Below are 25,853 nucleotides of genomic sequence, written 5' to 3' on the forward strand. Positions count from 1 at the left end.
AATTCTTCTAAATAAAAAAGTGAAATTCACTTCGTACACCATTCGTCCCGTTCTTTTCTGCCGGAGTCTCCATGAATTCCACTTTAATGGCGAATTCTTTATTTATTGAAAGTATTAATTATTGTCTCTAATTTCATACCTCGAGATCCTTTAATTAAAATTAACGAGTCTTTATCGGCATGTTGTTTTATATAATCGACGATTTTCCCGTAGTCATCTTTCGTGTGCAATATTCGCCCAGAAAATCTTGGTGCTATTTTGTGATATAACCATTCCATACGAGGGCCAAATAAGCATATTCTAGAAATATGATTTTCATCAATGTATTTAGCTAATTCTTCATGGAATTGTTGCTCTTTATCTCCTAACTCCAACATATCTCCTAAAACTAGCCATTTATCTTTTCGCATCGATGTGGATTGGAGAAATTCAATTGCCGCTTTCATTGATGTTGGGGCTGCGTTGTAAGCATCATTTATAAACAAAACATCTCCAACAGGAACAAGTTGCATCCGCATATCAGTAAGCGATACTTGTTCCAACCCTTTGCGAATTTGTTCATCTGACATTCCTAAAGATTTTGCGACAAGCATAGCACCTAACGCATTTTTCACTTGATGTTTTCCTAATATCGGAATAAAAAATTCGCCGTTTAATTCACCATCTACAATAAAACTGCTGCCCTTTTCCGTCGTCTCTATTTCTCGAATTATTAAATCATTCCCTTGTTGAAAACCGAATGATTTCGATCTTAATTGGGGAGTAATTTCAATTAATGCTCTCAATAGAGGCTCATCACCGTCATAACATAATACACCTTCTGAATCGAATCCCTTAATAATTTCAAATTTCGCCTTCGCTATACCTTCTCTTGATCCCAAATCTTGCATATGAGCTTCGCCAATATTCGTAATAACAGCATAATGCGGTTTAGCCAATGTGGATAAAAACTCAATCTCGCCAAACCCGCTCATTCCCATTTCTAAAACTGCAATTTCTGTATCTTCATCAAGAGACAATATTGTAAGAGGCAAACCTAGTTCATTATTAAAGTTACCAATCGTTTTTTGCACTTTATAAAATGGTGAAAGCAAACTTGCTAAAATATCTTTTGAAGATGTTTTTCCGTTCGAACCTGTGATTCCAATGAATTTTGCCTTCAGCTCATTGCGGTACATACTCGCCATTTGTTGCAATGCGAGCCCAGAATCCTCTACAAAAAGAAGCGGTACATCTTTTGGTGGATTCGGTTCATCTTTTAACCAAAGGGAACAACTTGCTCCTTTTTCAAAAGCTTGAAGCACATATTTATGTCCATTCGTTTTTTCCCCGCGAAAAGGGATAAATAAATCTCCTTCTTTAATTGTTCTTGTATCAATGGATACGCCGGTTACGATCTTTTCACCATGTTCACCAGCTTCAATATTTAACCAATTTGCAATGTCTTGAATACTTTTTCTCATCATTCATCCCACTTATTCTCTATTAAATTGAAGTTGTTGTTTTTCTTTATGTCGCTCAAGTGCTAATTCTATTAGCTGATCAATTAATTCAGAATAGTTTAACCCACTGTTTTGCCAAAGAAGTGGATACATGCTGACAGGAGTGAAACCTGGCATCGTATTTACTTCATTTATAAATACTTCATCTCCACATACAAAGAAATCAGCTCTTACTAAACCGGAACAATCTAAAACTTTAAAGGCACGTATGGCCATATCTTTCATTTTCTCTTCCACTTCTTTTGTAATTTCTGCCGGAATAATTAATTTTGTTGATCCGTCCTTATATTTTGATTCGTAATCATAAAACTCAGTTGTTGGCTTAATTTCTCCTGCTACGGATACTTTCGGTTCATTATGTCCAAGCACAGCCATTTCAATTTCACGGGCTTCAATTCCTTGCTCTACAACTACTTTCCGATCATATTTAAAAGCGATGTTAATCGATTTCTCTAATTCTTCTCTGTTCGATACTTTGCTTATTCCTACGCTAGAACCTAGGTTTGCCGGTTTAACAAACATCGGATAAGTTAACTCCCGTTCACATTTTGAAAGCAATGCCTCTTTGTTTTGGTCCCATTCATATCGAATAAAATAAACGAATGGTACTTGATTTAGTCCTGCAATGTTAAACAATTGCTTCATGACAACCTTATCCATTCCAGCTGAAGAGGATAGAACACCATTACCAACATAAGGAAGGTTCAATAATTCAAGCAATCCTTGTACTGTGCCATCCTCGCCATAAGTACCGTGGAGCAATGGAAAAATCACATCAAATTTTGCTTGTTCCTGATTCTCATCCAAAATAAATTCAAGAATGTAGTTTGGTTTACTTTCTTTCTTTGTAAATTGTAATTCTTCAATAGATTCAGCTGGTTTCGTTAACTGAGGACCTCTGCACCATTCGCCATCAATTGTAATATAAATCGGAATTACTTCATATTTATCAAAATCGATAGCTTTGGTTACCGCTGTAGCCGTTATTAGTGATACTTCATGCTCCGCGGATTTCCCCCCATATAATAATCCGATTCGTTTTTTCATTTTTCGACCTCCAACTTTTGAGTAATACTAGTTTATCATGAAAAGATTTAATTCATGAATGCGAAAAAGAAAAACTCCCTGTCATTTGGCAATACCCTTGGACAGGGAAGTTTACTTCAGTTTAATAAATTCATCATGTTCTTGTTTTAAAATCATTTTTAAATCATTCCATACTTCATCAGGATAATCATAATCGGAGAGTGTGCGAATTTCTAAGCCAAAGTGGTTGTCTGGTTTATCCACTTTATAAAGTGAAATCAAGGCACCTTCTTTAAAATAATTGCGATATGCTTTTAATAATGAGACGTCAATCGTTGGAATTGTTTCCTTCGACTTTCTTCGCCAAAAACCCCCATTTCCTCCGTTTTCTTTTATAATATTATTGATAAGTGTTGAAATGAGAGTCTCAAAATCTTCTAAGTAGCGAAAATAAATTTTCGTTGTTTGATCAGCTGCGGATGAACAATACACATAACGATTTTGCAGGTTCACAAAAAACGGTGTTGTAACAGGTTCCTTTTTATGAGCTAAATATAATAATTCTGCTTGCTCAATGGGAGTAAGCTGATTTACATGCCTTTCGTCAGCAAAATCAACCCAGCACAAATCTTGATTTGTATCATCCACTTTTTTAACAAAGTTTTTTATTTCATCGCTTGGAATATAATCTAGCTGGGTATGCATATTAAATAAACCATCTTCGTAATTGTGTTTTAACAGTAAAATATTTTTGATTGAATCGATTGCTCCAATAAATTGTTTTAATGACAAACCGCTAAAAATAACAAAGCGATCAACATCGTTCATATGTATAAACAAATGGTAAAAATAATCATCAACCGTCTTATATTTTTTAGCCATTCGATCACTCTCCAATACCGCAACAGTTAAGTTTATTATAAGATGTAATTATGTTTTTTGAAACAATTTCACAAAGGTTTCGTCTTATTGTTGTGTTTTAATCGGATAAAATCATATTTTCGCTATAATACCATATAGAATATGATACAGTATATTGATGAAGAGCTTTGTTGATTGCAATATTATAGAACATAGGTGGACAAAATGGAGAATAACAGAAATTTTGCAGAAAGATTCGATTGGAAACTTGCTGCCATACTCGTCATGTTTTTAATTATTAGTTTAGTAGCTATTTCTTCCGCTCAAACGACAGGGCAATATGGTCAAATAAATTTTGTTTTTAAACAATTACAATGGTACGTGATTGGTTCCTTCATCGTTGCTTTTGTCATGTATTTCGAGCCGGAGCAATATAAAAAAATGTCTTGGTATTTATATGGTTTTGGAATTTTACTCTTATTTGTACTTATTTTTATGCCAGAAGGTCAAGGCCAAATAGGGGAGCCAAAAAACGGAGCAAAAAGCTGGTATCATATACCAGGTCTCGGAAGTATTCAACCTTCTGAATTTATGAAAACTTTTTTTATTCTTGCAACCGCAAGACTGATTAGCACTCACCATGAAAAGTATGTAAGTAAAACACTTAAAACAGACTTTTTACTTTTAGGAAAAATTGGTTTGTCATTATTCATTCCGCTTGCTCTTATCATGCAGCAACCTGATTTAGGTTCATCACTAGTATTTATTGCCATTACTGCTGCACTCATTGTTGTTGCAGGAATTTCATGGAAGATTATTCTACCTATTTTTATCAGTGGTATGAGCATTGCCGGATTAATTTTATGGATGGCTTTATATATGCAAGATTTTCTTGCAGAATATTTAGGAGTAAAACCTTACCATTTCGGACGAATATATTCATGGATTGATCCATACTCATATGCAGATAAAGCTGGTTATCATTTAATCACTTCACTCAATGCCATTGGTTCAGGAGAAATTTTCGGCAAAGGATATATGAACCGTGAAGTATATGTAGCAGAAAACCATACCGATTTTATCTTTGCCGTAATCGGCGAGGAATGGGGATTTATAGGTGCTAGTTTCGTCATTTGTCTTTATTTCCTATTAATTTACCATTTAACAAAAATCACACTCACATTAAAAGATCCATTCTGTACATATGTGTGTGCTGGTATTATCGCAATGATTACCTTCCATGTTTTTGAAAACATCGGAATGACAATACAACTACTTCCGATTACCGGAATCCCTTTACCGTTTATTAGTTACGGTGGAAGTTCACTTATGGGAAATGCCCTTGCTATTGGTCTTGTATTTAGCATGAAGTTTCATTACAAAAAATACATGTTCTCAGCAAATGAAGATGATGAATTATAAAAAAAATTCCCGCCGATGCGGGAATTTTTTCGTTCAACCAAATCAATATTGGGAAGTAGTTTTTGGTGGTGCTAATACTTTTAACAATTCTAGCCGTGACTTTGTTACAGTTGCAGTTACCCCTAATTTCGATAATTTTGAAGCAATCTTTCTCAAATCCACTTCCTTGCCCATTCCAACCACCTATCCTCACATTATATTATTTACAACGTACAAATAGTGAAAAAAGTTTCGTACAAATATCCTCAAAATATTTTACCATGATTCTATTCCGTTTAATTTTTCAAAAATGTTACAACTACAATCTTGTCAAATAAAATGCCCTAAAAATTTATGGCATATTGAATTTACTTGTTTTCAAAAATCGGTAAAGTTACAATGTACAGTGTTCATACTAATTTAAAATTTATAAAGGCAGGAACATTATGAAAAAGATTGTTCTATTATTAGCTATACAATTTCTCGTTTATTTGGGATTCGGAATTATTATTCCTGTTTTGCCGGAAGTAATTGTGCAAAACCAATGGAATGAAGTTCATGTTGGCGGGTTATTAACGGTTTACGCATTAGCCAGCTTCTTTACAGCACCTTTTTGGGGACAATTATCTGATAAATTTGGCAGAAAACATTTAATCTTAGTAGGTCTTGTTGGTTTTTGTTTAAGTTTTCTTATTTTCAGCTTATTTATCGATCATTTATTTATGCTATATTTTTCACGCATCGTTGGTGGATTGTTTTCTGGGGCTTTATATACATCTGTCACAGGATATATCAGTGATATATCCACAAACGAGAATCGCAATAAATATATGGGCTTAATGGGCATGTCGATTGGTCTAGGGTTCATTTTTGGTCCTGCGATTGGCGGAGTGCTCGGTGAAAAGAGTTTGCATCTTCCTTTCACTGCGTCAGCAGCTCTAATTGCCATTCTCTTTGTTATCGCACTTATTGGATTAAAAGAACCTGAAAGAAAAGGAGAAGCAAACAAGCGGCAAATCATACCAAAAGGTGCATCCACACTTTTCCAATATCGCGTTCGATATTTATTTCTCTTTTCATTTTTCGTTACATTTACGTTAGCGGGAGTAGAAGCAACATTTCAATTGTTCCAAATTAATCGCATCAGCATCACTCCCCTTCAACTAGGATATTTATTTATGTTTAGTGGATTTGTCGATGCTTTCATTCAAGGAGGAGTCATTCGACAAATAAAAGATGGTACAGAAACAAAATGGCTGTTTGCAGCTCAAATCGTGACTGCTATCGGGCTACTATTCATTGCTCTAACATCTAGCCTGGTAACGGCCGGCATTGCTCTATGCGTGTTTACAGCAGGTAATGCATTAGCTAGAACATGTGTTGTTTCGCTAACAACTAAAGAATCCGGAGGAAAATACGGTCTCGCTGCTGGACTTTCTTACTCAATGGATAACTTAGGCCGAATTATCGGACCGTTATTTTTCACTGTTTTATTTAAAGTTGGAATGTCTCTAACTTATTACATCTCGTTCATCATTAGTTTGATTATCATCATATTCATATTCATTTTCAGTCGTTCAAAAAAATCCCTTCGCACTGAATTTGAATAAATAGCTAATTATCAATAAAAAGGGAGCGCTAAATCCTTCAAGCGCACCTTTTTCATATTTTAGAAAAGGTAACAACATATTTTTATGCATATATTTACTACAAACGGTTATAAGAATAATAAAAATGTGTTGGAGGATAGAACTTGGACTTTTCATATTTGTTACGATTGCCGTCCCAATTTGAAGGGATTCGTACAAGACTAGAAGCATCATTATTAAAAGCAATAAATATTTTACCTACCATTCAACAAACCAATTTCACTGATAGTAAATTTGCTGGTTATCCATATTTACCAAAAACTATGAAGTATCCAAAAGATATAGATGGAAATTATTTAATACTTCTTGCTCAAATAAATTTTGAACAATGTCATTCGTTTCATCCATTTCCGTCACGAGGAATATTGCAATTTTTCATTTCACCTTCATTAGCGAAGTATCAACTGACCGAAGAGATTTTTCAACATTATTTTAAAGTTCGCTATTATCCCAATATATTACCTGAACATGAACTAGTCACAGATTTTTCATTTCTGCCAAACTTTGCATACTCCCCGATAAGAAATGAGATGGCACTCCGATTTATCTATACGATCGAACCAGTTTCTGCAATGGATTATCGATTAACAACATATATCAGTCACTCAGATTTAAATAAACAGCTTCATGATGGACGTACACTTGAGGAACATTATTTTGAACATTTTTTAGGAGCAGAGCATAAAATCGGAGGATATCCCTACTTCATTCACCAAGATACTAGAACTCATTCAACCCTGTTAAAACGGTATGATACGCTACTATTGCAAATGGTTTCAGATGATGAGCAAAATATAATGTGGGGAGACTCTGGAATCATCAAATTTTTTATTAATAGCAAAAAACTCGCCCAATGTGATTTTACTGATATATATTTGCAGGCTGAACAGTACTAGCTAATGGGCAACCAATCAAGAGGTTGCCTTTTTATATGCCAATAATTTCTATCTAATCAATAAATACGTTATAATAATATATAATTACTGGGGGAGTAGGTGGGTATGGAATGAGCATCATCATTAATTCAATCCCTTTCATTCCTATCTTATTTGCTTTAAATATTATTCTAGCCATTACAATTATCTTTTTAGAAAGAAGAGATGCATCTTCCACTTGGGCATGGATTCTTGTTTTATTTTTCCTACCCTTAATTGGCTTTATTTTATATTTATTACTTGGCAGACAACTACGAAAAAAACATTTATTTCGCTGGGATGGACAAAAAGATATTGGCATCGACAATTTAATCAAATATCAAATCGAAGCCCTTGAAAATGATACGTTTCAGTTTAATGAAAACTACGTTAAAAATTATAAAAATCTTATTCAAATGAATTTAAATACGGGAGATGCCATTCTTACCCAGGATAATCAAGTACGAATTTTTGATGATGGAGTTGAAAAATTCCAATCATTAATCAATGACATATTGAATGCAAAAGATCATGTTCATATTCAATATTACATTTTCAAGCTCGATAATTTAGGGCAAAGAATTTATGAAGTATTAAAGAAAAAAGCAAAACAAGGTGTCAAAATTAGAATCTTATACGATGAAATGGGTTCAAGAAGCATAAAAAAAAGGCACTTTAGAGAATTGATTAAATTAGGTGGAGAAGTTGAAGTATTTTTCCCTTCGATTTTCCCCCTTATCAATCCGCGTTTGAATTTTAGAAACCACCGAAAAATCGTCGTGATTGATGGTCGAATTGGTTACATTGGTGGCTTTAATGTCGGTGATGAATATATAGGTTTAAACAATAAATTTGGCTACTGGAGAGATACCCATTTACGCATAGAAGGCAGTTCAGTTCTTCCAATCCAAACTCGCTTTATTTTAGATTGGAATCAAGCTAGCGAACACAAAATAGAATATTCAGAACGTTATTTCCCTGCCATCCCTAAAAAAGGGGATGTGGCTATGCAAATTATCTCCAGTGGTCCTGATACAGACTGGCCAACAATTAAAAACGCATATTTGAAATTACTCATGGAAGCAAAACGGTATATTTATATTCAAACACCTTACTTTATTCCGGATAACAGCTTCTTAAATGCAATTGAAGTGGCTAGCCTATCTGGAATCGATGTACGCATTATGATTCCAAATAAACCTGACCATTTGTTTGTTTATTGGGCTACCTATTCTTATATTGGGGAATTATTGAAGGCTGGCGCGAAAGTGTATATATACGATAAAGGATTTATCCATGCGAAAACCATCGTAATTGATGATGAAGCAGCTTCAGTAGGAACTGCTAATATTGACGTTCGAAGTTTTAAATTAAACTTTGAGGTGAATGCATTTATTTATGATAAACTTGTTTGCCATGAATTAGCCGAAATCTTTGAAAAAGATATTTTAGATTCTAGAGAATTAACACTGGAACAATACGAAAATCGTTCAGTCATAATCAAATTTAAAGAGTCAATTTCTAGACTGTTAACTCCAATATTATAAAGAATTCGTTTTTCCGGTTCTTTGTCAAATGGTGTTGGTGAATAAATTTCAGTGACATTATTTGGTAATATGTAATCGGATGGCTTAGGGGAAATTCGAGGTTCCCCTAAGCTGTTTTTATTTTCGCTAAGTTTTGGGTAATGAATATTCGGTTTCTAAAGTGATAGAAGGATCGATAACCGAAAGAAATGCGTTTAATCACTTTGATTTTGTTATTAATCCCCTCTAAAATGCCGTTATTATAATCGTACTTTAGCGTATTCTCGACGTAATTGACGTAATTGATGTAGTTGTTGATTGTGCTATTATACCTGTAAAGTTTACACATTAAAGCGCCCATAAGATGAGCATAATAAATATAAAATGTGGGAATTTATTGGGTTTATTAAAAAGCCACAGCGTAGCTGCAATGCCATTGACACCTACCACGATTCTTAGTACTTGGTGGATGGGGTCGGGGCCCCGCCAACAAGTACTTAGAATCGATTTGTCCGTAGTACAATGACAAACGGAGTGAGCGCAAGGAGCTATTTTTTGAGATCATCTGCAATCTACAATCACTACGGACAATCAGGTAGGTGTCAATGGTGGCGTACTTCGTACATGAATGGAGGATATGGAAATGGCGAAAAAATATCGATATTACACATTTGAATTCAAAAAACAAGTCATTGAAAAATATTTCGAAGGGTATTCTTCCACAGAGGTAGCTAAAATATATAACATTCATCGGAGAAGAGTCTCTGAATGGGTGAAAATTGTGAAAGAAGGAGGCTATGAAGCTCTCTTAACCAAAAGAGAAAAAGTAGCTAAACAGAAACAGTCGCCTGTTGAAAAATCTTTGGAAGAAAAATATCTTCTATTACAGTTGGAGAACGAATACTTAAAAAAGTTGTTAGATCTAAGAAAGGGGTGAATGATAAAGAACAACAATTTGCCTTTATTCACGCTTACGCAGAACAATATCCGATTTCTATTTTAGCGGAAATCGCCAATGTATCCCGTGCGGGTTATTATAAATGGTTAAAGAGAAATGGAGAAAAACATCGTGATCAAATTGATGAACGGTTAATCCCTTATATCCTAAAGGTGTTTAACGATCACCGTGGTACTGTGGGGAGAAAACGAATCAAAATTGAATTGGAAAGACAATATGGGTTAGTCATCAATGAAAAACGGATTGCCCGTTTAATGAGGAAATATGGATTGGTATGCAAAATTCGCCAAAAGAAATTTAGATATCGTCCAAGTGTTCATGGAAAAATTCCCAATCTTCTTAGCCGTAACTTCAAAGCCATTCGAGAAGGAGTAAAGTTTTCCATTGATATTACGTATATTCGCGTGAAAAGAGGACGTCAAAAATGGGTATATCTCTGTGCCATTAAAGACTTATTTAATGAGGAAATCGTGGCTTATTCAATGGGGACAAGTTTGGAAATGAAATTAGTGTATCGCGCCTTAGAAATGCTTAAAAAAAGGGGATATAGTAAAGGAGCGATTCTCCATAGTGACCAAGGCACTCACTTTACTAATCCCGATTATCAAGAGTATCTCCGTGAGATGGAGATAACTCAATCCATGTCCCGCAGAGGCAACTGCTGGGACAATGCCTGCATTGAAAATTTCTTTAGTCATCTGAAGGTTGAACTTGGATGTTTTAGTCAACCCGAAACTGTACGAGAAATTTACGAAGCAGTAGAAAACTATATTAATTATTATAACACCAAACGTATCGTAACTAAACTAAAAATGAGCCCGATGGAATATAGAACAAAAGCAGCATAAATTTGGATTAATACGGGGCGGATAAAAATGTCTACTTGACAGGAGCATGAGCATTGTCTTGATGGCGGTTTTCATATAGCTGGAAACGATATTTTGTTTATTCTCTAATGTTTTCTTTAGGAGCTCAAAGTCTTTGGTTTTGATGTAATGTCGAACGTATTGGTATAACTCATAGGACGCTTTTAATTCAGAATCTAAATCAATGAGATAGTGGAGAATCTCCACCTCACACATATGCTTTTTAAAGCAACGATGATATGTATAGTTCTTATAATCAAGTTTTGTTTGATCTTTCAGAAGGAGCTTCCAGTATTTTTTCAATTTATTGTAATTCTTTTTATCCCGATTCATGACGTTGATGCGCGTTTTGTTTAAAGCTCTGCTAAATAGTTGGAGGATATGGAATTTGTCGAGTATGTTTTCCGCTTTAGGGAAAACTTCTTGGATTAAGGAAAATATAAGGGCTGTACATATCGATGACAATCGTTTTTACCGCATCTCTCGCCTTTTTGGAATACCGTAAGAAATACTCTTTGAGGACATGTAATCTTCGGTCCTCCACGATATCCACAATCTCCCCCGTTTCAGAGTCGCAGAAAATAAAGGACATCGCTCCAGCTGCGGATTTCACTGATTTAAACTCATCAAAACACAAATGCTTTGGAAGGTAGTGAACATTTGGTTGATAGTAGCTATAAAAGCTGTCAATGACACGACTGACAGTGGCATGAGAAACATGATGTTTCATCGCAATATCTTTTTCGGATATTTTATCTTTGGCGTTTAAAGCAATCGATACTTTGGTATTGTTGGAAATACAACAGTTTTTAGCCACGACGCTCGTTTTTAAAGTAAACGTGGAATGACAATGTTTACAGAAATAACGCTGTTTACGCAATTTTAAGTAGGTATGAAAACCTGAAATGCTAGGCATTTTAATGAGAGACGTTTTAAAACCGTGTTTAATGATTTGATCATCGAAGACATGTCCACAAGCATAACAAGCTTTTGGTTGATACGTTAACGTCCCATGAAAGACTTTCGCTTTTACTTTTTTGATTGTTTCGGTAGAACAAAAATTTTCATCAAATGTGATATTTTTGTCTTTTATATTGAGTAGGTTTCGTATAGAATGATGGTGAGACATGTGACACAACTCCTTTGGAAAATGTGTTTTGGCGATTACATTTTACCAGAGTTTTGTCACTGTCTCATTTTTTTTGTTCAAAAAAATTGGTGCTGGTTTATACTCACCAACACCAAATATTATAGAGCCGTTTTTCCAAAAAAACCTTTGGAAAAACGAATTCTTTTTATTTATCAATTCCCAAATATTCTTCTAAAGTTAATCCTGAATCTTTTACTTTAGTTGCAAGCTCCACGCCTAAATAACGAAAATGCCAAGATTCATACATATAACCTGTAATGTGCTCTTTCCCTTTCGGATATCTTAATATAAAGCCGTATCTATGTGCATTCTCTGCTAACCATTTACCAGCTTCCGATTGTCCAAACGCTTCTGTAAGCCATAAATCTTCACGGCCTTTTTCACCAATATCAAAGGCTAAGCCTGTTTGGTGTTCGGAATAACCAGGACGTGCACTGTAGCGATCTGCATTCTCTTTGCCATCTCGTTCTACATATTTGTTATAAAGTAATTCCTGATACTCATAAGAACGATATGTACTAAATGCTACTAATTCAAAACCTAATGTTTTTGCTTCTTGGGCCATTAATTCAAAAGCGGCACGAGCTTCTACGTTTTCACCCGGAGCATAATCTTTTGGAAGTGGATATTTTTTATTCGCAATCAGTACTCCTTTAATATAAGTAGGCTCACTAGGCAATGTTTGCCCTTCAATATAACCATTATTCTCTTTGTATTTCTTATCTTCTGGTTGTTGCTGTTGTTGTTTTTGCTGAGGTTCTTCCCCTGCAACTTTTCCTTCATCTTGTAATGCTTCTGAATCTTCCTTTTCTTCTTTAAGCTCATTTTCTTTCTCTTCGGAAATAGCCTGATCTTCCGTTTTAATTGTTTCACTCTCATTGTTCAGATTGTTATTAATGAAAACGATGGAGACAATAGCAATGATCATTATCAACAAAATACCAAGTAGTGTATAATGCTTTTTTTTGTTTTTCATAAAATCACCTAATCCCGTCTCATTTCAAAACACGCTCTATTATTTTAACACTATTTTCTCATATTTACTTCAAAAAAATTAGTCGAGCCCATTTAGACTCGACTAAACTACTTATTTTGCTTCTTCAACTGGATGCTCAGAATAATATTTTCTTCCTATATAGGTTTGTAAAATTAGTAATATCCCGCTGACGGACCAATATAACGGTAATGCCGCCATGGACGAAATTGAGATGATTACAATCATAATCGGCGAGATATAAATCATCATTTTCATTTGTTGCTTTTGAGCTTCTGGAACTGTCCATAATGAAACTCTCGCTTGTATGAAATAAACAATACCAGCTATTGCCGTTATAACGAAATCCGGTGTTCCTAAATTAAACCATAAAAATTCGTGAGTTTTTACCTCGTCTGAATACAGAATAGCAAAGTATAGCCCCATGATGATCGGCATTTGAATTAAAATCGGCAAGCATCCTAAATTTAACGGGTTAATATTATGTTCACGGTATAAGGCTAACATTTCTTGTTGAATTTTCATTTGTTCTTCTTTTGTTGTTGCCTTTTTTAATCTTTCTTGGATTTCATCCATTTTAGGCTTAATAACATCCATTTTGGATTTCATAATCGATTGTTGGCGATAATTACGCAACATAAAAGGCATCAAAATAAGACGAATGAGAATTGTAATCGCAATAATCGCTAAACCATAACTACCGCCAAACCATTCGCCAAGCGTATTCAACAACCAATCCATTGGCTTGACAAAGGTATGATAAAAGAATCCTTCTTGATTTTCAACTGCTTGGCATCCTGATAACACTAGTAACATGATGCCGAAAAGTGAAAACAGCATTAGTTTTTTCATTTTTCCACCTACTATTAAATTCTAACTAAATTGAAGTATACGGAATATACTTTATAATTTCAAACAGCAGGTGTCAAAATGAAAAACAACTTTATATTTTTTCTTTTTCGACGTTTGCTGTTTCTGGAAGTTCGAATCTAAAAAAATCATGATGCAATTCATCTCTGAAGTGTTTCGGTGTAACTCCGGTATACTTTTTAAAAATACGAGTAAAATAACTTTGGTTGCAAAAATGGAATTGTTCAGAAATGGATGTAATGCTTTTATTTGTATGTCTTAAATAGTATTGGGATTCTTCTACTCTTCTTACATTTAAGTATTCTACCAATGTAATTCCTACATGTTCACGGAAAATGCGGGACAGGTGGCTTGTACTAATATGAAATTTTTGCGCAATACTTTCTACCGTTAAATCATTTTCTAATTCATCATTTATGTACATGATTACTTTATTGACAGTTTGATGACGGAATGTAGGTTGTTTTCGATCCGCAATAAAACTTACATAAAAGTCTATTAACTCATCAGCAAACTGTAAGAACTCTGCATCTTTCATTTTATTTTGAATCATGTCTATACAAGCAACATTAAAGGCAAAGGCTTTCTTCGAAGGCACTTGATTCTCCATAAGTTTTCTTGCAACAATCGAGGAAAGTGTCATAAAATAATTTCTAACTTCTTTAATAACTTGCTTTCCAAAACGAATTGATAAGATATCAATTAGCTCGTGCAATGATTTTTTCGCCTTATCTGCCTCCAAATGGAATATTTCAAATAACAGACGTGATTCAATGGTAAAAAATTCTTCAATACCGGTGTATTGATTAATACTGTCAATTTCTTGAAAATATCTCTTCGAAATCGTTTCAGAAATTGATTGTTGGTGTAGTTGCATAAAATACCCCATCTTTCTTCAGAATGAAATTTGCATCAAATGTATATATGTCAATAGTTACTATACTAATATAACCAATCATAAAAATGCTATAAATAAAAATTTTTTAATATGAAAAAGGTGACAATTTGATTAGTTTCATACTAAAAATCTGTCCTAAAGACCGAAAAAAATTGAAAATTTAAATAAATATTTATAACTAAAGTGAATATTACCATAATTTTCGTTTTTTTTTCAACTCCCATTTCCTAATTAAATTACCGATGAATATTATCTTTGATTCACACTATGGAAATGTGATTTCTGTTTTTCAATAATATATATTTCCTAATAAAATAGAACTAGATTTTTCAACAAATTTTTTCATTAACTCAGATGCAAAATGTTCTTATGTTATTACATTCTTCTCTATTTCTTTTCTAAAAATATGTAGTAAAATAGAAATTATTAAAATTATAATTGTGGACAAACGAGGTGTTTTAGAGTGGATCCAAAAGAAATCGAAGAAATTATGGATGTCATTAAAGAATTCTTCCCTGAAAATACATCTATCGCTATTTCAGATACTAAAGAATATATATATTACCAACCAAGTAAACATGTGGACTTAAAAATTAAACCTGGCGACCCAATTAAAGAAGGTTCTGCTGCATATAAAGCAATACAATATGGTAAAAAAATCAACACTTACATTGAATCCGATGTTTTTGGCGTTCCTTACTATGGTATGAGTATCCCTTTAATTACTGAAGGAGAAATTAAAGGGGCTGTCACTGCAATTTTCCCTCAAAAGCCATCACCTTTTTTAACAAACTACATTACAATCAAAGTTGATGATTGCTGGTATCCAATTAAACATAATGAAGTTGTTTATTTAGAAACTCAACTTCGCAAAACTTTCGTAAAAACAATGGATAAAGAAGGATTCCATCGTTTAAATCTAAGCGATCTTGAACTGTTCCTATCCAACGACCATTTTATTCGTTGCCATCGTTCATATATCGTAAACATCGATTATATTGATGAAATTCAACCTGATTCCCATTCAACATTCCTTTTAGTAATGAAAGATGGTACTAGAATTCCTGTAAGCCAAAGATATGCAAGCTACTTCCGTCGTTCATTAGGTTTCTAATATTTCGCTAACGAAAGTGTTTTGCTACATACTTTACCACATTTTCATCATATAAATTTTTAAATAAAATCGCCGTTTTCCTTTAAGAAAGCGGCGTTTTTTTATATTAACCTACATATTTATATAGTTTTTAATTTTCTAAAATAATTTTTTGTCGAAAAATCTTGTATTTTCTCGTTCAAACGATAATTAAGCATTTTCATGCAAATTTTGAAGATTGTGTGACAAAGAAGTGCTATTATTTATGTATTCTTGAGCATGGCAACGTTACTCGCTCAATATACTGAAAATTCTTACAAGCTTTTTTCTCTGTTCAACACGAACATCAATAAAGGGGAGGATTATATGAATTCAATCATTGAAAAAAGAATTGGTATACCACAATTAAAAGAACGTATTGTATCTGCCGAAGAAGCAGCTGCCCTTATCCCAGATGGTGCAGTAGTCGGCATGAGTGGTTTTACACGTGCAGGGGATGCGAAAGTTGTTCCTATGGCTCTTGTTGAACGAGCAAAAAAAGAACAATTCAAAATTGATGTATATACTGGTGCTTCACTTGGACCTGAAGTAGACCATTACCTTGCAGAAGCTGGCGTTATTCGTAAACGTGGACCTTACCAAGGCGAAAGAGCAATGCGTAATTTGATCAACAAAGGTGACATTCTATATGTAGATGCACACCTTTCACACAATGCTGAGTTAGTACGTCAAGGAATTATCGGTCCAATTCAATATGCAATTATTGAAGTTTGTGCAATTACTGAAGATGGATTACTTATTCCAACTACATCTGTAGGTAACGCACCAATTTTTGCACAATACGCTGAAAATATCATTCTTGAATTAAATATTTCCCATCCAGAAACTTTAATTGGTATTCATGATATTTATATTCCTGGTCCTCAAGGTGAGCGTGAACCAATTCCTTTAACAAATGCAAACCAACGAATCGGTGAAAAAGGAATTCGCGTTAACCCAGAGAAAATTAAAGCAATTGTCATTTCTGAAGAGCCAGATGCTCCTTCACTAATCGTTGATCCAGATGAAGAAACACAAAGAATGGCAAATTTATTATTAGACTTCTTCCGTTCTGAAATTAAAGCTGGACGTTTAACAAACCAATTAATGCCGATTCAATCTGGAGTTGGATCTGTAGCAAATGCTGTTTTAGACGGCTTTAAAGAATCTGAATTTGAAAATTTACAAGTTTACTCTGAATGTTTACAAGATGCTGTATTTAATTTGATCGACGCTGGAAAAGTAAACTTTGCATCTGCAACATCCATTACTTTAACTGCTGAAGCACAGCAAAAAGTATATGGCAACATTGAAAAATATATAGATAAAATTTGCTTGCGTCCTCAAGAAATTTCTAACCACCCAGAAATCGTTCGTCGCCTCGGATTAATTTCTATTAACGCTGCACTTGAAGTAGATATTTACGGTAACGTGAACTCTACTCACGTAGCTGGAACAAAAATGATGAACGGTATCGGTGGTTCTGGAGACTTTGCTCGTAACGCTCGTCTAACTATTTTCGTAACAAAATCTTATGCAAAAGGTGGAGCAGTTTCATCCATCGTTCCAATGGTTTCACACCATGACCATACTGAACATGATGTGGACATCATCGTAACTGAACAAGGTATCGCTGACTTACGTGGTCTAGCGCCAAAAGAACGAGTGCCGTTAATCATTGAAAACTGTGCGCATCCAGATTTCAAAGATCAACTTTGGGATTATTATCATCGAGCAGTAGAAAAATACGGAAATGTTCAAACTCCTCATATTTTAGAGGAAGCATTAAGCTGGCACGTGAACCTATTGAAAAACAACACGATGAAAAAAGAAGTAGAAGTAAAATAATGTATGATTTTATTAATAGCACAAACTAATCATTGGTTTGTGCTATTTTTTTAGAACATTACATCAATCGAATACGTTCAAAGCTTCCACATATTAAGAAAATTTCCAAACTATCAATATGTATTATGATGGGCTTTAAAGAAAACAGATTGATAATAAAGCATAAACAATTGCAAGGTTGGGACAATAACACCGCGCTAAATAAAATGGCCGATTGGGGGGTGTCTAGAAAGCCGAAAATATTCTAGACATCCTCAAATTATTTTATGATTTGCTCCTGTGGTAGTCAAAACAAGTTTCCACAATTCTCGTCGCTACTGCGACCATTTTTCTTTTGAGTTCGTTATCCCAACCTTGCACTAAAATAGTTATCTAACTTCTTGATTGTTTTCGTTATAATAAATAACCGCCGTTTGTAGTCCACTTTCTGCAATCATATTGTTTTCTCTAATTTTTGTTTCAGTATCATCTGCAGCCGTTTCAGCAATTTCTTTTAAATCATTATTATTATTTTTGCTATAACGCTTTTCACCAAAGTCAGTTTCCTTCGAGAATGTTGTCCTCATATTTTTTATCATCTTCTTCGTTTTATCTCGATTTTCTTTTTTGCTGAGAAATGCTGCTACACCTGCTACAAATGCAGTCAATACAACACCTTTCCCTTTTGCCATGGAAATAACTCCTTTCATTTTCTTTTCTTACTGACAATAAAAAAAGTGACATAAAAACATAATGTTCTTATGTCACTTATCTTTTACGCTTTTACATCATCATATACACCGCTACGAAACTCATTCACGACGTATGAGCATATAGGATTCATTTTATATTGATGTTCCCTCGCATATTCCACTGCCCGTTCTAATAATTTTTTCGCGACACCTTGCCCACGAAGCTCTGGTGAAACGAAGGTATGCGTCATATCCATTATTCCATCATGCTGATTCCACGTAATTTCTGCTAACATTTTCCCATCTTTTTCATACTCAAAAGCAAAGTAGTTCGTCCCTCTTTCAACAAGTTTGAATTCCATAAACATTCCACCCCTTTTTGAATTACTATATCATAGGGAACATGCATTGTAATTTAGTTTGCTTCCTGTTCTTCAGAAGATGAGAACCATGAGGAAATTGTTTCGATTAATTTGCTAAAGAAGTTTTTCACTTTTTCCCAAAATCCTTCATCATGCAGAAGATTTCCAAACTTTTCTTCAATCTTTGAACTGATGTTTGACAATTGATCTGCCCATTTTGAAAAATCAATATCCAGCTGTCGAATTCGGTCCATTAAATCAATCAACATTTGTCTATCAGCATCACTTAACTCAATTTGTAATTTTGATAATTGATCTGTTACTATTTTCTCCACTTCTTCCCTTGTTTGTGGATCAATTTCAGCAATTTGCTTTTTAATCTCCGTTAATAACTGCGCAACTTGTTCATCGCTAATATTTGCGTTATCTGCAAGTTCTGTTGCGACATATAATTCTTCGTTTGCAACATCTGTTCTTTCAATATCTAATGTTTCTCCTGTTTTTACTTCATATGCTTTGTAAATTCCAACGAGGGCTGAATGTCCCGTTACTGGCTTTGGAGCGGCTACTTCCACCGTTGCATCTTCTAGACCCGCCGTCAACATGGCATTCGCATACATTTCAGATGTCACTTCTGTTATATTTTCCGGCGTTACGATGCTGACTGTAAGACCTTTCCCATCCTCTTCACGAGTAATTTTGGCTGAAGAATACATGCGAGCATTTGGATTACTATTACTAATGTATTTTACTAAGTCTTGACCCGAAACGATGATTTCATCTACTTCTTGTTCTTCATCTACTCTTAATACTTCCCGTATCATTTCTTTTTCGGATTCAGAAAGATTGGCTCCATATACAACAATTGGAACACCCAGTTTTTCATTAATCGCTTTAGGTGCTGCAAATGCTTGTCCGGGTATTAGCGTTATGAACCCTAATAATACCGCAGCAATAATCGACATCCATTTCTTCATTCATCATTCTCCTTTCAAACCCAGCTTTCAGGTTTGCTAATAATTAGTACGAATAAAAAACACAAAAGGTTTCTGTACTGTCCTTTTGTGTCTATTCATAGAAGCATTAAATGATTTCTGTCCAACCATCTTCTTGTTTTACTTTTTTTTGTTTCATGAGCACACCTAAAGCTCGTTTAAATGCACCTTTACTCATATCAAACATTGCATAAATCTCTTCCGGAGTCGACTTATCACTAAAAGGCATCTTTCCTCCTACACTTTGTAGGTACTCATAAATCTTCTCAGCATCATTGCTGAGTCTTTCGTGACTGCGAGGTAGCATGGAACCATTCATTGTTCCATCTTCCTTGACAGCAATAATCCGAACTTCTACGTCTTGCCCTAGCCTTGGTTCAGATTCCATTTCACTATGGTGTACAAATATTCGATAAGGATAATCTATACCTAATAAAAACGAACCTACTGGCAATAGCCGATAAGCTCGAGCCATTATATTTTTATTAAACAATTTTTCAGAAGCCTCTTCGTACAACTCACTTACCTTTTCTTCTGTTATGAGACGCCCAAACAATTCGCCCTTTCGATTTGTATACAACGTAATAAATAAATGATCTCCTGCCTTAGGCCATAAAGAACGAATTTTTGGTAAATCTTCTGCTTTCACAAGGGCTTCCCGAGTTGAGCCGATATCTACAACAGCACCTTCATTCGAGATTTTTAATACCTTTGCCCATCCATATTCTCCTTGAATAATATGCGGTACCATTGTTGTCGCTAATAACTCCCCACGGCGATTCGCATATAAAAATACCTTTATACGATCTCCTACTGTGAGAGGGGTAGCTGCTTCAGAACTATTAAGTGGGATTTCTAGTTCACCATTTGTCAGTATCCACCTTGAACCAGCTTTCTCTAGGACTGTTAGCTCTACTACTTGACCAGCTTTTAAATCTTTCATTATTGCTTCCCTTCCGCCAATAAATTATGGTTGTTGTTTCATTTTTTCAAGCTTTTTTACAATTTCCTCATCTTCTTCTAACAATTGAACTAAATCTGCGATGCGATCGATTGAATTCCAACTTAAATGATGTTCAATCCCTTCCACATCTTCATAAATCTTATCTTCATCAACACCAATGAGTCTTAAAAATTGCTCAAGAAGTTCATGTCGTTTAACAAGTCGCTTCCCAAGCTTTTCTCCCTTTGGTGTAAGTGTTAACCCTCTGTATTTTTCATATACTAAATAACCGTCTTTATCTAGTTTCTGCACCATTTTTGTTACGGAGGAAGGTAAAACCGATAAAGCTTCAGCTATGTCAGACACCCGGGCATATCCTTTTGTTTCAATTAATAAATATATTTGTTCGATATGATCTTCCATACTAGGTGTTGGCATAACACGACCCCTCACTTTCGTCTATCATATTCAGTTTACTACAATGTAACTAAAAAATGTAACTTTTAACGGCAAAAGAATCAAACAAAAATGTCCAAAAAGTTTAGTTTTCAACTTTTTGGACATCATTACTCTACATGGCCACTTCTTTTGCCTACAGCATGAATGGCACGTATAATTTCCTTATTAATGTTTTCTATATTTCTTGAGTCCTTTAATTCTTTAAACGCTTCTTCTCGAGCATTTAAAGAAACTACATAATATGTAGGCAAATTATTTAACACATTTGCCACTATATTTAATTCGCATTCTTCACAATTACAGAATGTTTGATATTCCACACTTCGTAAAAAATAACGAACAAGTCCGCTTACTATCTCTTCCATTACATTTACTAATCTAAGTTGTGACATACATTGTTTCCCTCCGTTCACTTTTATTAAGTAATACTATAAACGGATAGAACTAAATACTCAATAGTATCAAGTTATTTTTTCATAGAAATCCCTATAAATACAATTTCATCTTGTAGAATTATTTCAAAATCTGCCATTTTTATTAACATTTTTACATTTTTCCTTGATATTATATCTTTAGTAGGACTATCTATTATTAATAATTACCTATTATTTACGAACTAATAAATTTTCATTTAATTCCAAAACAATTGGACAGTGGTCACTTCCTAAAATTTCAGAATGTATTTCACTATTTATGATCGCATCGACAATCAAATCTGAAACGATAAAATAATCGATACGCCATCCAATATTCCGTTCTCTTACTTTATTCATATAGGACCACCAAGTATATGCATCTGTTCGGTTTGGATATAAATATCGAAACGTATCAGTAAAACCTTCTGATAATAATCTTGTCATTTTTCCCCTTTCTTCAAAGGTAAATCCAGAATTTCCGATATTGGATTTGGCATTTTTTAAATCAATTTCTTGATGAGCGACATTTAAATCTCCACAATAAATAACAGGCTTCTTACAATCTAACGCTTTCAAATAATCGAATAAATCATCTTCCCATTGCAATCGTTTATCCAATCTTGCTAAATCCCTCTGTGAATTTGGTGTATACACATTTACTAAATAAAATGAATCGTATTCTAATGTAATAATTCTTCCTTCTGATTCAGAATCCATTTCCCCGACTCCATATTTTACGGAGAGAGGTTTATACTTCGTAAAAACTGCTGTTCCTGAATATCCCTTTTTCTCTGCATAGTTCCAATACTGATAATATCCTTTTAGCGGCAGCTCTACTTGTCCCGCTTGACATTTCGTTTCTTGAATACAAAAAAAATCTGCATCCATTCTATTAAAGTAGTCTAAAAACCCTTTCTTTAAACAAGCTCGTATTCCATTAACATTCCACGAAATAAATTTCACTTTCCCACCTACTACGTATGAAAAATTTAAAGAAAAACAAAATAAGGGAGAAGCAACCTTTTTAATGAAGGTTGCTACCTCCCTATGAATAATAAAGATTCAATTGGGAAATTTCCAATGATTTATCTTGGACATTAATCTTCTCCAACAATTTTCACTTCAAGTTCTAGCTCAACACCAAATTTTTCTTTTACAACTTTTTGGACCATTTTGATTGTTTCTATATAATCCGTCGCAGTTGCATTTCCTTTATTAATAATAAACCCAGCATGTTTTGTAGAAACTTCTGCTCCGCCAACCCCTTTTCCTTGAAGACCACAATCTTGAATTAATTTTCCAGCAAAATAACCTGGTGGGCGTTTAAATACGCTTCCTGCTGAAGGATATTCTAACGGCTGTTTAGATTGTCGTTTATAAGTCAAATCTGCAATTTTTGCATCAATTTCTTCTTTATTACCTTTTTCTAGTCGGAATAATGATGAAAGCACAATATAGTTCTTCTGAGCTATAATGCTTTTTCGATAACCTAATTCTAATTCTTCTTTTGATAATACAAGACGCTTTCCTTCCTTAGTTAGTACTGTGGAATGAACGATGATGTCATTGATTTCTCCACCGTAAGCACCGGCGTTCATCGCCATTGCTCCACCTACTGAACCTGGAATTCCGCAAGCAAATTCTAAGCCTGTTAAACTTGCTTCTGCTGCTTTTTTGGAAACATCCATAATAAGTGCTCCACTTTGTGCGTACACTTCGGTTCCTTCAATTTTTATTTGATTGAGTTTCGATAAATTCATCACAATTCCACGAACGCCACCGTCACGAACAATCATGTTAGAACCATTTCCTAAAATTAACAACGGAATTTGATGGCTATACGTATACTGTACAATTGCCTCAACTTCCTCTTCCGTCTCCGGGATGACTAATATATCAGCATTTCCTCCAAGTTTTGTCATTGTATATTTTTTTAACGATTCGTTTATTTTTATATTTTCTTTATTTGTAACCCCAGATAAATCCTTAACCCATTGTTCAATTGTCATAAAAGCATATTCCTTTCCTGTATTAAACCTTGTATCTGTAATTGTATACTTTTTGACAAGCAAATATATGCTTTAATTGCAAGAATTTTACGATTATTTTCCAACTTTTCAAAACATAAATCTTTCCTCAATAAGTGTACCATGTTTTTCATTAGTTATAAAAGTTTAGACTATAAATAATACTTCCAAGTATTGTCTCTAACATTATAATAAACTATTATGAAAATAAGAATGTTGAAAGCAGGTGAAAAAATGAAAAAGTTTGCTGTAGATTTTTCCCACTCTTCCATCACTTTTTCTGTAAAACATATGATGATAGCAAATGTAATAGGCCATTTTAATTCTTATCATGCGGAAATCGAAGCAGATTCAATTGAAGATTTAACAAATGCAAACATTAGTATAGAAATTGATGTAGCCAGTATTTCAACAAACGATTTATTGAGAGATCAACATTTAACTTCAAACGAGTTTTTTTATGCGGATAAATATCCAAAAATCACTTATAACGTAACAAGCATAGAACAAATCGATCATAATAAATTTTACATACATGGTGATATGACAATAAAAGAAGTAACAAAACCTGTGATCTTTGAAACGACTTATAAAGGACATGTTAAAAGCCCTTGGGGACAAGATACGTATGGATTTTCAGCTTCAGCGAAAATCAACAGAAAAGATTTTAACTTAACTTATAATGCAAGGTTAGAATCTGGAGGACTTCTAATTGGAGAATTAGTAGATGTTAATGCGGAATTTGAAATTTATCCAATACTATAGTGTTTTATAAATCTAAATCTATTTAAGAAACATAGTGGATTAGATAACCATTTTTAATAAATTCATATTGAAGCGTCCATACATTTATATGCAATAAAGGGGTGCCTTGAAATCACTCCAGGCACCACTTTTTCTATTAAACTGCTACTGGTACTAGTTTTTGAACAGAAGCTTTTACTTGTTCTAAACCTGCTTCAATTATTTCATTTGCTCGATTTGGTTCAGCGTTATGGCCTTCAATAATCACTTCATCAAGAAGCTCCATTCCCGCAATATTACCAAGAACATTTTTAATATAATTTACACTCATTTCCATCGGTTGAGCTTCTGGTGACGAGTAATATCCACCTCGTGCGTTCAAAATGACGAATTTTTTATCTGTTAATAACTGTACTAGTTGCCCTTTTTCATTATATTTAAACATAAATCCTGCTTGATAAATATAGTCAATGAATGTGTGTAAAGGTGCAGGAATTGTTAAATTCCATAATGGGAAAGCAACAACGATTACTTCTGCTTCTTTTACTAAATCCATCGCTTTTTTCTTCGCAGCTAGTAAACGAGACTCTGATTCCGTTAATTCTTTACCTTCGTTTTGTTTTGCCAATGCATCGAATAATTGTTGACCGAAATATGGCATATCTTCTTCGAAAACATCGTATATTTTTAGATTAATATTTTCAATTTTCTTCGCTTCTTCAATATATGTTTCAAACATTTTTGTTGAAATTCCGTCTGGACGGTTATTTGCTTTAATTACTAACACATTTTTCATGATGTATATATGCTCCCTTTCTTTAATTTTAAACATCTCAAATTCAAGATTCACAAAATCAAGTATAAAAGGGGGGATTCATTTTATCAAGCAAATAACACTCATACTTTTGACTGAACTTAAATATCGCAATGTCCGTCCGAGCAAATATCTCCGTCTCCGCCGAGCATTTGTAATGATGGTTTTAATCCTTTTTCTTCAGCTACTTTCTTTACTGTCTGCTTAAATAACTCTTGAGGTTGTGCTCCTGAGATTGCATATTTGTTTTCAAATACAAAAAATGGAACACCCCGAATACCGTAAATTTGAGCTTGTTGAATATCTTTTTCGACTTCTTCAGAAAATCGATTGCTCTTCAATATTTCTTCTACTTCTTTACTCTCAAGTCCAACTTCTTCTGCCAATTTGATTAACACATCTTCTTTTCCAATAGCTTTCCCTTCAATGAAATACGCATGGAATACCCGTTCACTGAACTCTATACCTTTTCCTTTTGAATAAGCCCATTTTGACAATCGATGAGCCTTTAAAGTATTTGCCGTTTTTAGTTCATCAAAATTATATTGAAGTCCTACTTCATTCGCCCGCTGTACAACACTGTTTGTCATTTTCTTTACTTCATCAATCGGCATCCCATATTTTTTTGATAGATGATCATAAATGGACTCATCCGAATCTTCTAATGTTGTAGGATCTAATAAAAAGCTTTTTAATTCTACTTCCACTTGTCCAATATACCCTGTATCTTGAATTGCTTTCTCCAACTGCTTCTTTCCGATATAACAAAATGGACAAACGAAATCTGACCAAACTTCTACTTTCATTTCTTTTCCTCCTTTTTCGCT

Annotated in this window: 29 protein-coding genes; 9 read left to right on the forward strand and 20 right to left on the reverse strand. The window is 34.1% G+C overall.

Going from position 1 to position 25,853, the window contains the following annotated elements:
- Positions 1–98: 98 nt before the first annotated feature.
- The 3 genes from NST98_RS11255 to NST98_RS11265 form a co-directional block, all read right to left on the reverse strand.
- The gene (locus NST98_RS11255) at positions 99–1,463 is read right to left on the reverse strand and encodes a UDP-N-acetylmuramoyl-tripeptide--D-alanyl-D-alanine ligase (RefSeq protein WP_340715730.1); all 1,365 of its coding nucleotides are present in this window, start codon (positions 1,461–1,463) and stop codon (positions 99–101) included.
- A gap of 12 nt (positions 1,464–1,475) precedes the next feature.
- Positions 1,476–2,549, reverse strand: coding sequence for a D-alanine--D-alanine ligase (locus tag NST98_RS11260; RefSeq protein WP_340715141.1), 1,074 nt, complete (start codon positions 2,547–2,549; stop codon positions 1,476–1,478).
- 111 nt (positions 2,550–2,660) lie between these two features.
- Entirely contained in the window at positions 2,661–3,410 is a 750-nt protein-coding gene (locus NST98_RS11265) for a hypothetical protein (protein WP_340715142.1), read from the reverse strand.
- Positions 3,411–3,614: 204 nt separating this feature from the next.
- Between NST98_RS11265 and NST98_RS11270 the strand changes: the two genes are divergently transcribed.
- Complete coding sequence (locus NST98_RS11270) at positions 3,615–4,811, forward strand: FtsW/RodA/SpoVE family cell cycle protein (RefSeq protein ID WP_016838320.1); 1,197 nt, start codon at positions 3,615–3,617, stop codon at positions 4,809–4,811.
- A 42-nt stretch (positions 4,812–4,853) separates the two neighbouring features.
- On the opposite strand, the gene NST98_RS11275 is transcribed toward NST98_RS11270, so the two are convergent.
- Complete coding sequence (locus tag NST98_RS11275; RefSeq protein ID WP_016838321.1) at positions 4,854–4,985, reverse strand: Lmo0850 family protein; 132 nt, start codon at positions 4,983–4,985, stop codon at positions 4,854–4,856.
- Between the two features lie 248 nt (positions 4,986–5,233).
- Here NST98_RS11275 and NST98_RS11280 point away from each other — a divergent pair, with 248 nt between their 5' ends.
- The 3 genes from NST98_RS11280 to cls all read left to right on the forward strand — a co-directional run bounded on the left by NST98_RS11280 (position 5,234) and on the right by cls (position 8,900).
- Positions 5,234–6,400, forward strand: a complete 1,167-nt coding sequence (locus NST98_RS11280) for an MFS transporter (protein WP_340715731.1) — start codon at positions 5,234–5,236, stop codon at positions 6,398–6,400.
- Positions 6,401–6,543: 143 nt separating this feature from the next.
- Positions 6,544–7,335 carry a YwqG family protein gene (locus tag NST98_RS11285; RefSeq protein WP_340715143.1) on the forward strand — a complete coding sequence of 264 codons (792 nt, stop codon included), beginning with the start codon at positions 6,544–6,546 and terminating at the stop codon, positions 7,333–7,335.
- 110 nt (positions 7,336–7,445) lie between these two features.
- On the forward strand, positions 7,446–8,900 hold the full coding sequence (gene cls, locus NST98_RS11290; RefSeq protein ID WP_340715144.1) for a cardiolipin synthase: 1,455 nt from the start codon (positions 7,446–7,448) through the stop codon (positions 8,898–8,900).
- Positions 8,901–9,006: 106 nt separating this feature from the next.
- Here the strand turns inward: cls and NST98_RS11295 are convergent, their stop codons facing one another.
- Complete coding sequence (locus tag NST98_RS11295) at positions 9,007–9,240, reverse strand: transposase (protein ID WP_445684044.1); 234 nt, start codon at positions 9,238–9,240, stop codon at positions 9,007–9,009.
- A gap of 282 nt (positions 9,241–9,522) precedes the next feature.
- Here NST98_RS11295 and NST98_RS11300 point away from each other — a divergent pair, with 282 nt between their 5' ends.
- Together NST98_RS11300 and NST98_RS11305 are read left to right on the forward strand one after the other, a co-directional pair.
- Positions 9,523–9,816, forward strand: a complete 294-nt coding sequence (locus NST98_RS11300; protein WP_172597841.1) for a helix-turn-helix domain-containing protein — start codon at positions 9,523–9,525, stop codon at positions 9,814–9,816.
- Positions 9,813–10,685, forward strand: a complete 873-nt coding sequence (locus NST98_RS11305; RefSeq protein ID WP_096550742.1) for an IS3 family transposase — start codon at positions 9,813–9,815, stop codon at positions 10,683–10,685. The genes NST98_RS11300 and NST98_RS11305 overlap by 4 nt, the downstream gene beginning before the upstream one ends.
- Here the strand turns inward: NST98_RS11305 and NST98_RS11310 are convergent.
- From NST98_RS11310 to NST98_RS11330, 5 genes are all read right to left on the reverse strand, one after another.
- The gene (locus tag NST98_RS11310) at positions 10,644–11,168 is read right to left on the reverse strand and encodes a transposase (RefSeq protein ID WP_340715145.1); all 525 of its coding nucleotides are present in this window, start codon (positions 11,166–11,168) and stop codon (positions 10,644–10,646) included. The genes NST98_RS11305 and NST98_RS11310 overlap by 42 nt on opposite strands.
- Complete coding sequence (locus tag NST98_RS11315) at positions 11,113–11,832, reverse strand: transposase (protein ID WP_340715146.1); 720 nt, start codon at positions 11,830–11,832, stop codon at positions 11,113–11,115. The genes NST98_RS11310 and NST98_RS11315 overlap by 56 nt, the downstream gene beginning before the upstream one ends.
- Positions 11,833–11,998: 166 nt before the next feature.
- On the reverse strand, positions 11,999–12,829 hold the full coding sequence (locus tag NST98_RS11320; RefSeq protein ID WP_340715147.1) for a M15 family metallopeptidase: 831 nt from the start codon (positions 12,827–12,829) through the stop codon (positions 11,999–12,001).
- A 111-nt stretch (positions 12,830–12,940) separates the two neighbouring features.
- Complete coding sequence (yidC, locus tag NST98_RS11325) at positions 12,941–13,699, reverse strand: membrane protein insertase YidC (protein ID WP_096549802.1); 759 nt, start codon at positions 13,697–13,699, stop codon at positions 12,941–12,943.
- 91 nt (positions 13,700–13,790) lie between these two features.
- On the reverse strand, positions 13,791–14,594 hold the full coding sequence (locus NST98_RS11330; RefSeq protein WP_016838327.1) for a helix-turn-helix transcriptional regulator: 804 nt from the start codon (positions 14,592–14,594) through the stop codon (positions 13,791–13,793).
- Positions 14,595–15,078: 484 nt separating this feature from the next.
- Between NST98_RS11330 and NST98_RS11335 the strand changes: the two genes are divergently transcribed.
- Both NST98_RS11335 and NST98_RS11340 read left to right on the forward strand, forming a co-directional pair.
- Entirely contained in the window at positions 15,079–15,729 is a 651-nt protein-coding gene (locus NST98_RS11335; RefSeq protein WP_016838328.1) for a LytTR family DNA-binding domain-containing protein, read from the forward strand.
- A 345-nt stretch (positions 15,730–16,074) separates the two neighbouring features.
- Complete coding sequence (locus NST98_RS11340) at positions 16,075–17,595, forward strand: succinate CoA transferase (protein WP_016838330.1); 1,521 nt, start codon at positions 16,075–16,077, stop codon at positions 17,593–17,595.
- A 368-nt stretch (positions 17,596–17,963) separates the two neighbouring features.
- Here NST98_RS11340 and NST98_RS11345 read toward each other — a convergent pair whose 3' ends face one another.
- The 8 genes from NST98_RS11345 to murB form a co-directional block, all read right to left on the reverse strand.
- Positions 17,964–18,266, reverse strand: a complete 303-nt coding sequence (locus tag NST98_RS11345; RefSeq protein WP_096549803.1) for a hypothetical protein — start codon at positions 18,264–18,266, stop codon at positions 17,964–17,966.
- Between the two features lie 83 nt (positions 18,267–18,349).
- On the reverse strand, positions 18,350–18,628 hold the full coding sequence (locus NST98_RS11350) for a GNAT family N-acetyltransferase (protein ID WP_016838332.1): 279 nt from the start codon (positions 18,626–18,628) through the stop codon (positions 18,350–18,352).
- Positions 18,629–18,681: 53 nt separating this feature from the next.
- Positions 18,682–19,605 carry a DUF1002 domain-containing protein gene (locus NST98_RS11355; protein WP_340715148.1) on the reverse strand — a complete coding sequence of 308 codons (924 nt, stop codon included), beginning with the start codon at positions 19,603–19,605 and terminating at the stop codon, positions 18,682–18,684.
- 106 nt (positions 19,606–19,711) lie between these two features.
- Positions 19,712–20,566: a CvfB family protein gene (locus NST98_RS11360; RefSeq protein WP_340704839.1), complete on the reverse strand. Its 855-nt coding sequence runs from the start codon at positions 20,564–20,566 to the stop codon at positions 19,712–19,714.
- A 24-nt stretch (positions 20,567–20,590) separates the two neighbouring features.
- The gene (gene mntR, locus NST98_RS11365) at positions 20,591–21,004 is read right to left on the reverse strand and encodes a transcriptional regulator MntR (RefSeq protein ID WP_016838335.1); all 414 of its coding nucleotides are present in this window, start codon (positions 21,002–21,004) and stop codon (positions 20,591–20,593) included.
- A gap of 128 nt (positions 21,005–21,132) precedes the next feature.
- Positions 21,133–21,417 carry a late competence development ComFB family protein gene (locus NST98_RS11370; protein ID WP_096549807.1) on the reverse strand — a complete coding sequence of 95 codons (285 nt, stop codon included), beginning with the start codon at positions 21,415–21,417 and terminating at the stop codon, positions 21,133–21,135.
- 213 nt (positions 21,418–21,630) lie between these two features.
- Positions 21,631–22,404, reverse strand: coding sequence for an exodeoxyribonuclease III (locus tag NST98_RS11375; protein WP_340715149.1), 774 nt, complete (start codon positions 22,402–22,404; stop codon positions 21,631–21,633).
- Between the two features lie 134 nt (positions 22,405–22,538).
- Positions 22,539–23,450 carry a UDP-N-acetylmuramate dehydrogenase gene (gene murB, locus NST98_RS11380; protein ID WP_340715150.1) on the reverse strand — a complete coding sequence of 304 codons (912 nt, stop codon included), beginning with the start codon at positions 23,448–23,450 and terminating at the stop codon, positions 22,539–22,541.
- Positions 23,451–23,702: 252 nt separating this feature from the next.
- Between murB and NST98_RS11385 the strand changes: the two genes are divergently transcribed.
- Entirely contained in the window at positions 23,703–24,233 is a 531-nt protein-coding gene (locus NST98_RS11385; protein WP_340715151.1) for a YceI family protein, read from the forward strand.
- A 136-nt stretch (positions 24,234–24,369) separates the two neighbouring features.
- On the opposite strand, the gene NST98_RS11390 is transcribed toward NST98_RS11385, so the two are convergent.
- Together NST98_RS11390 and NST98_RS11395 are read right to left on the reverse strand one after the other, a co-directional pair.
- Positions 24,370–25,008 carry an FMN-dependent NADH-azoreductase gene (locus tag NST98_RS11390; RefSeq protein WP_016838340.1) on the reverse strand — a complete coding sequence of 213 codons (639 nt, stop codon included), beginning with the start codon at positions 25,006–25,008 and terminating at the stop codon, positions 24,370–24,372.
- Positions 25,009–25,127: 119 nt separating this feature from the next.
- Positions 25,128–25,832, reverse strand: coding sequence for a DsbA family oxidoreductase (locus NST98_RS11395; protein WP_340715152.1), 705 nt, complete (start codon positions 25,830–25,832; stop codon positions 25,128–25,130).
- Positions 25,833–25,853: the final 21 nt, after the last annotated feature.

Source organism: Ureibacillus sp. FSL W8-0352 (assembly GCF_038004345.1).
GTDB classification, from domain to species: Bacteria; Bacillota; Bacilli; order Bacillales_A; family Planococcaceae; genus Ureibacillus; species Ureibacillus thermosphaericus.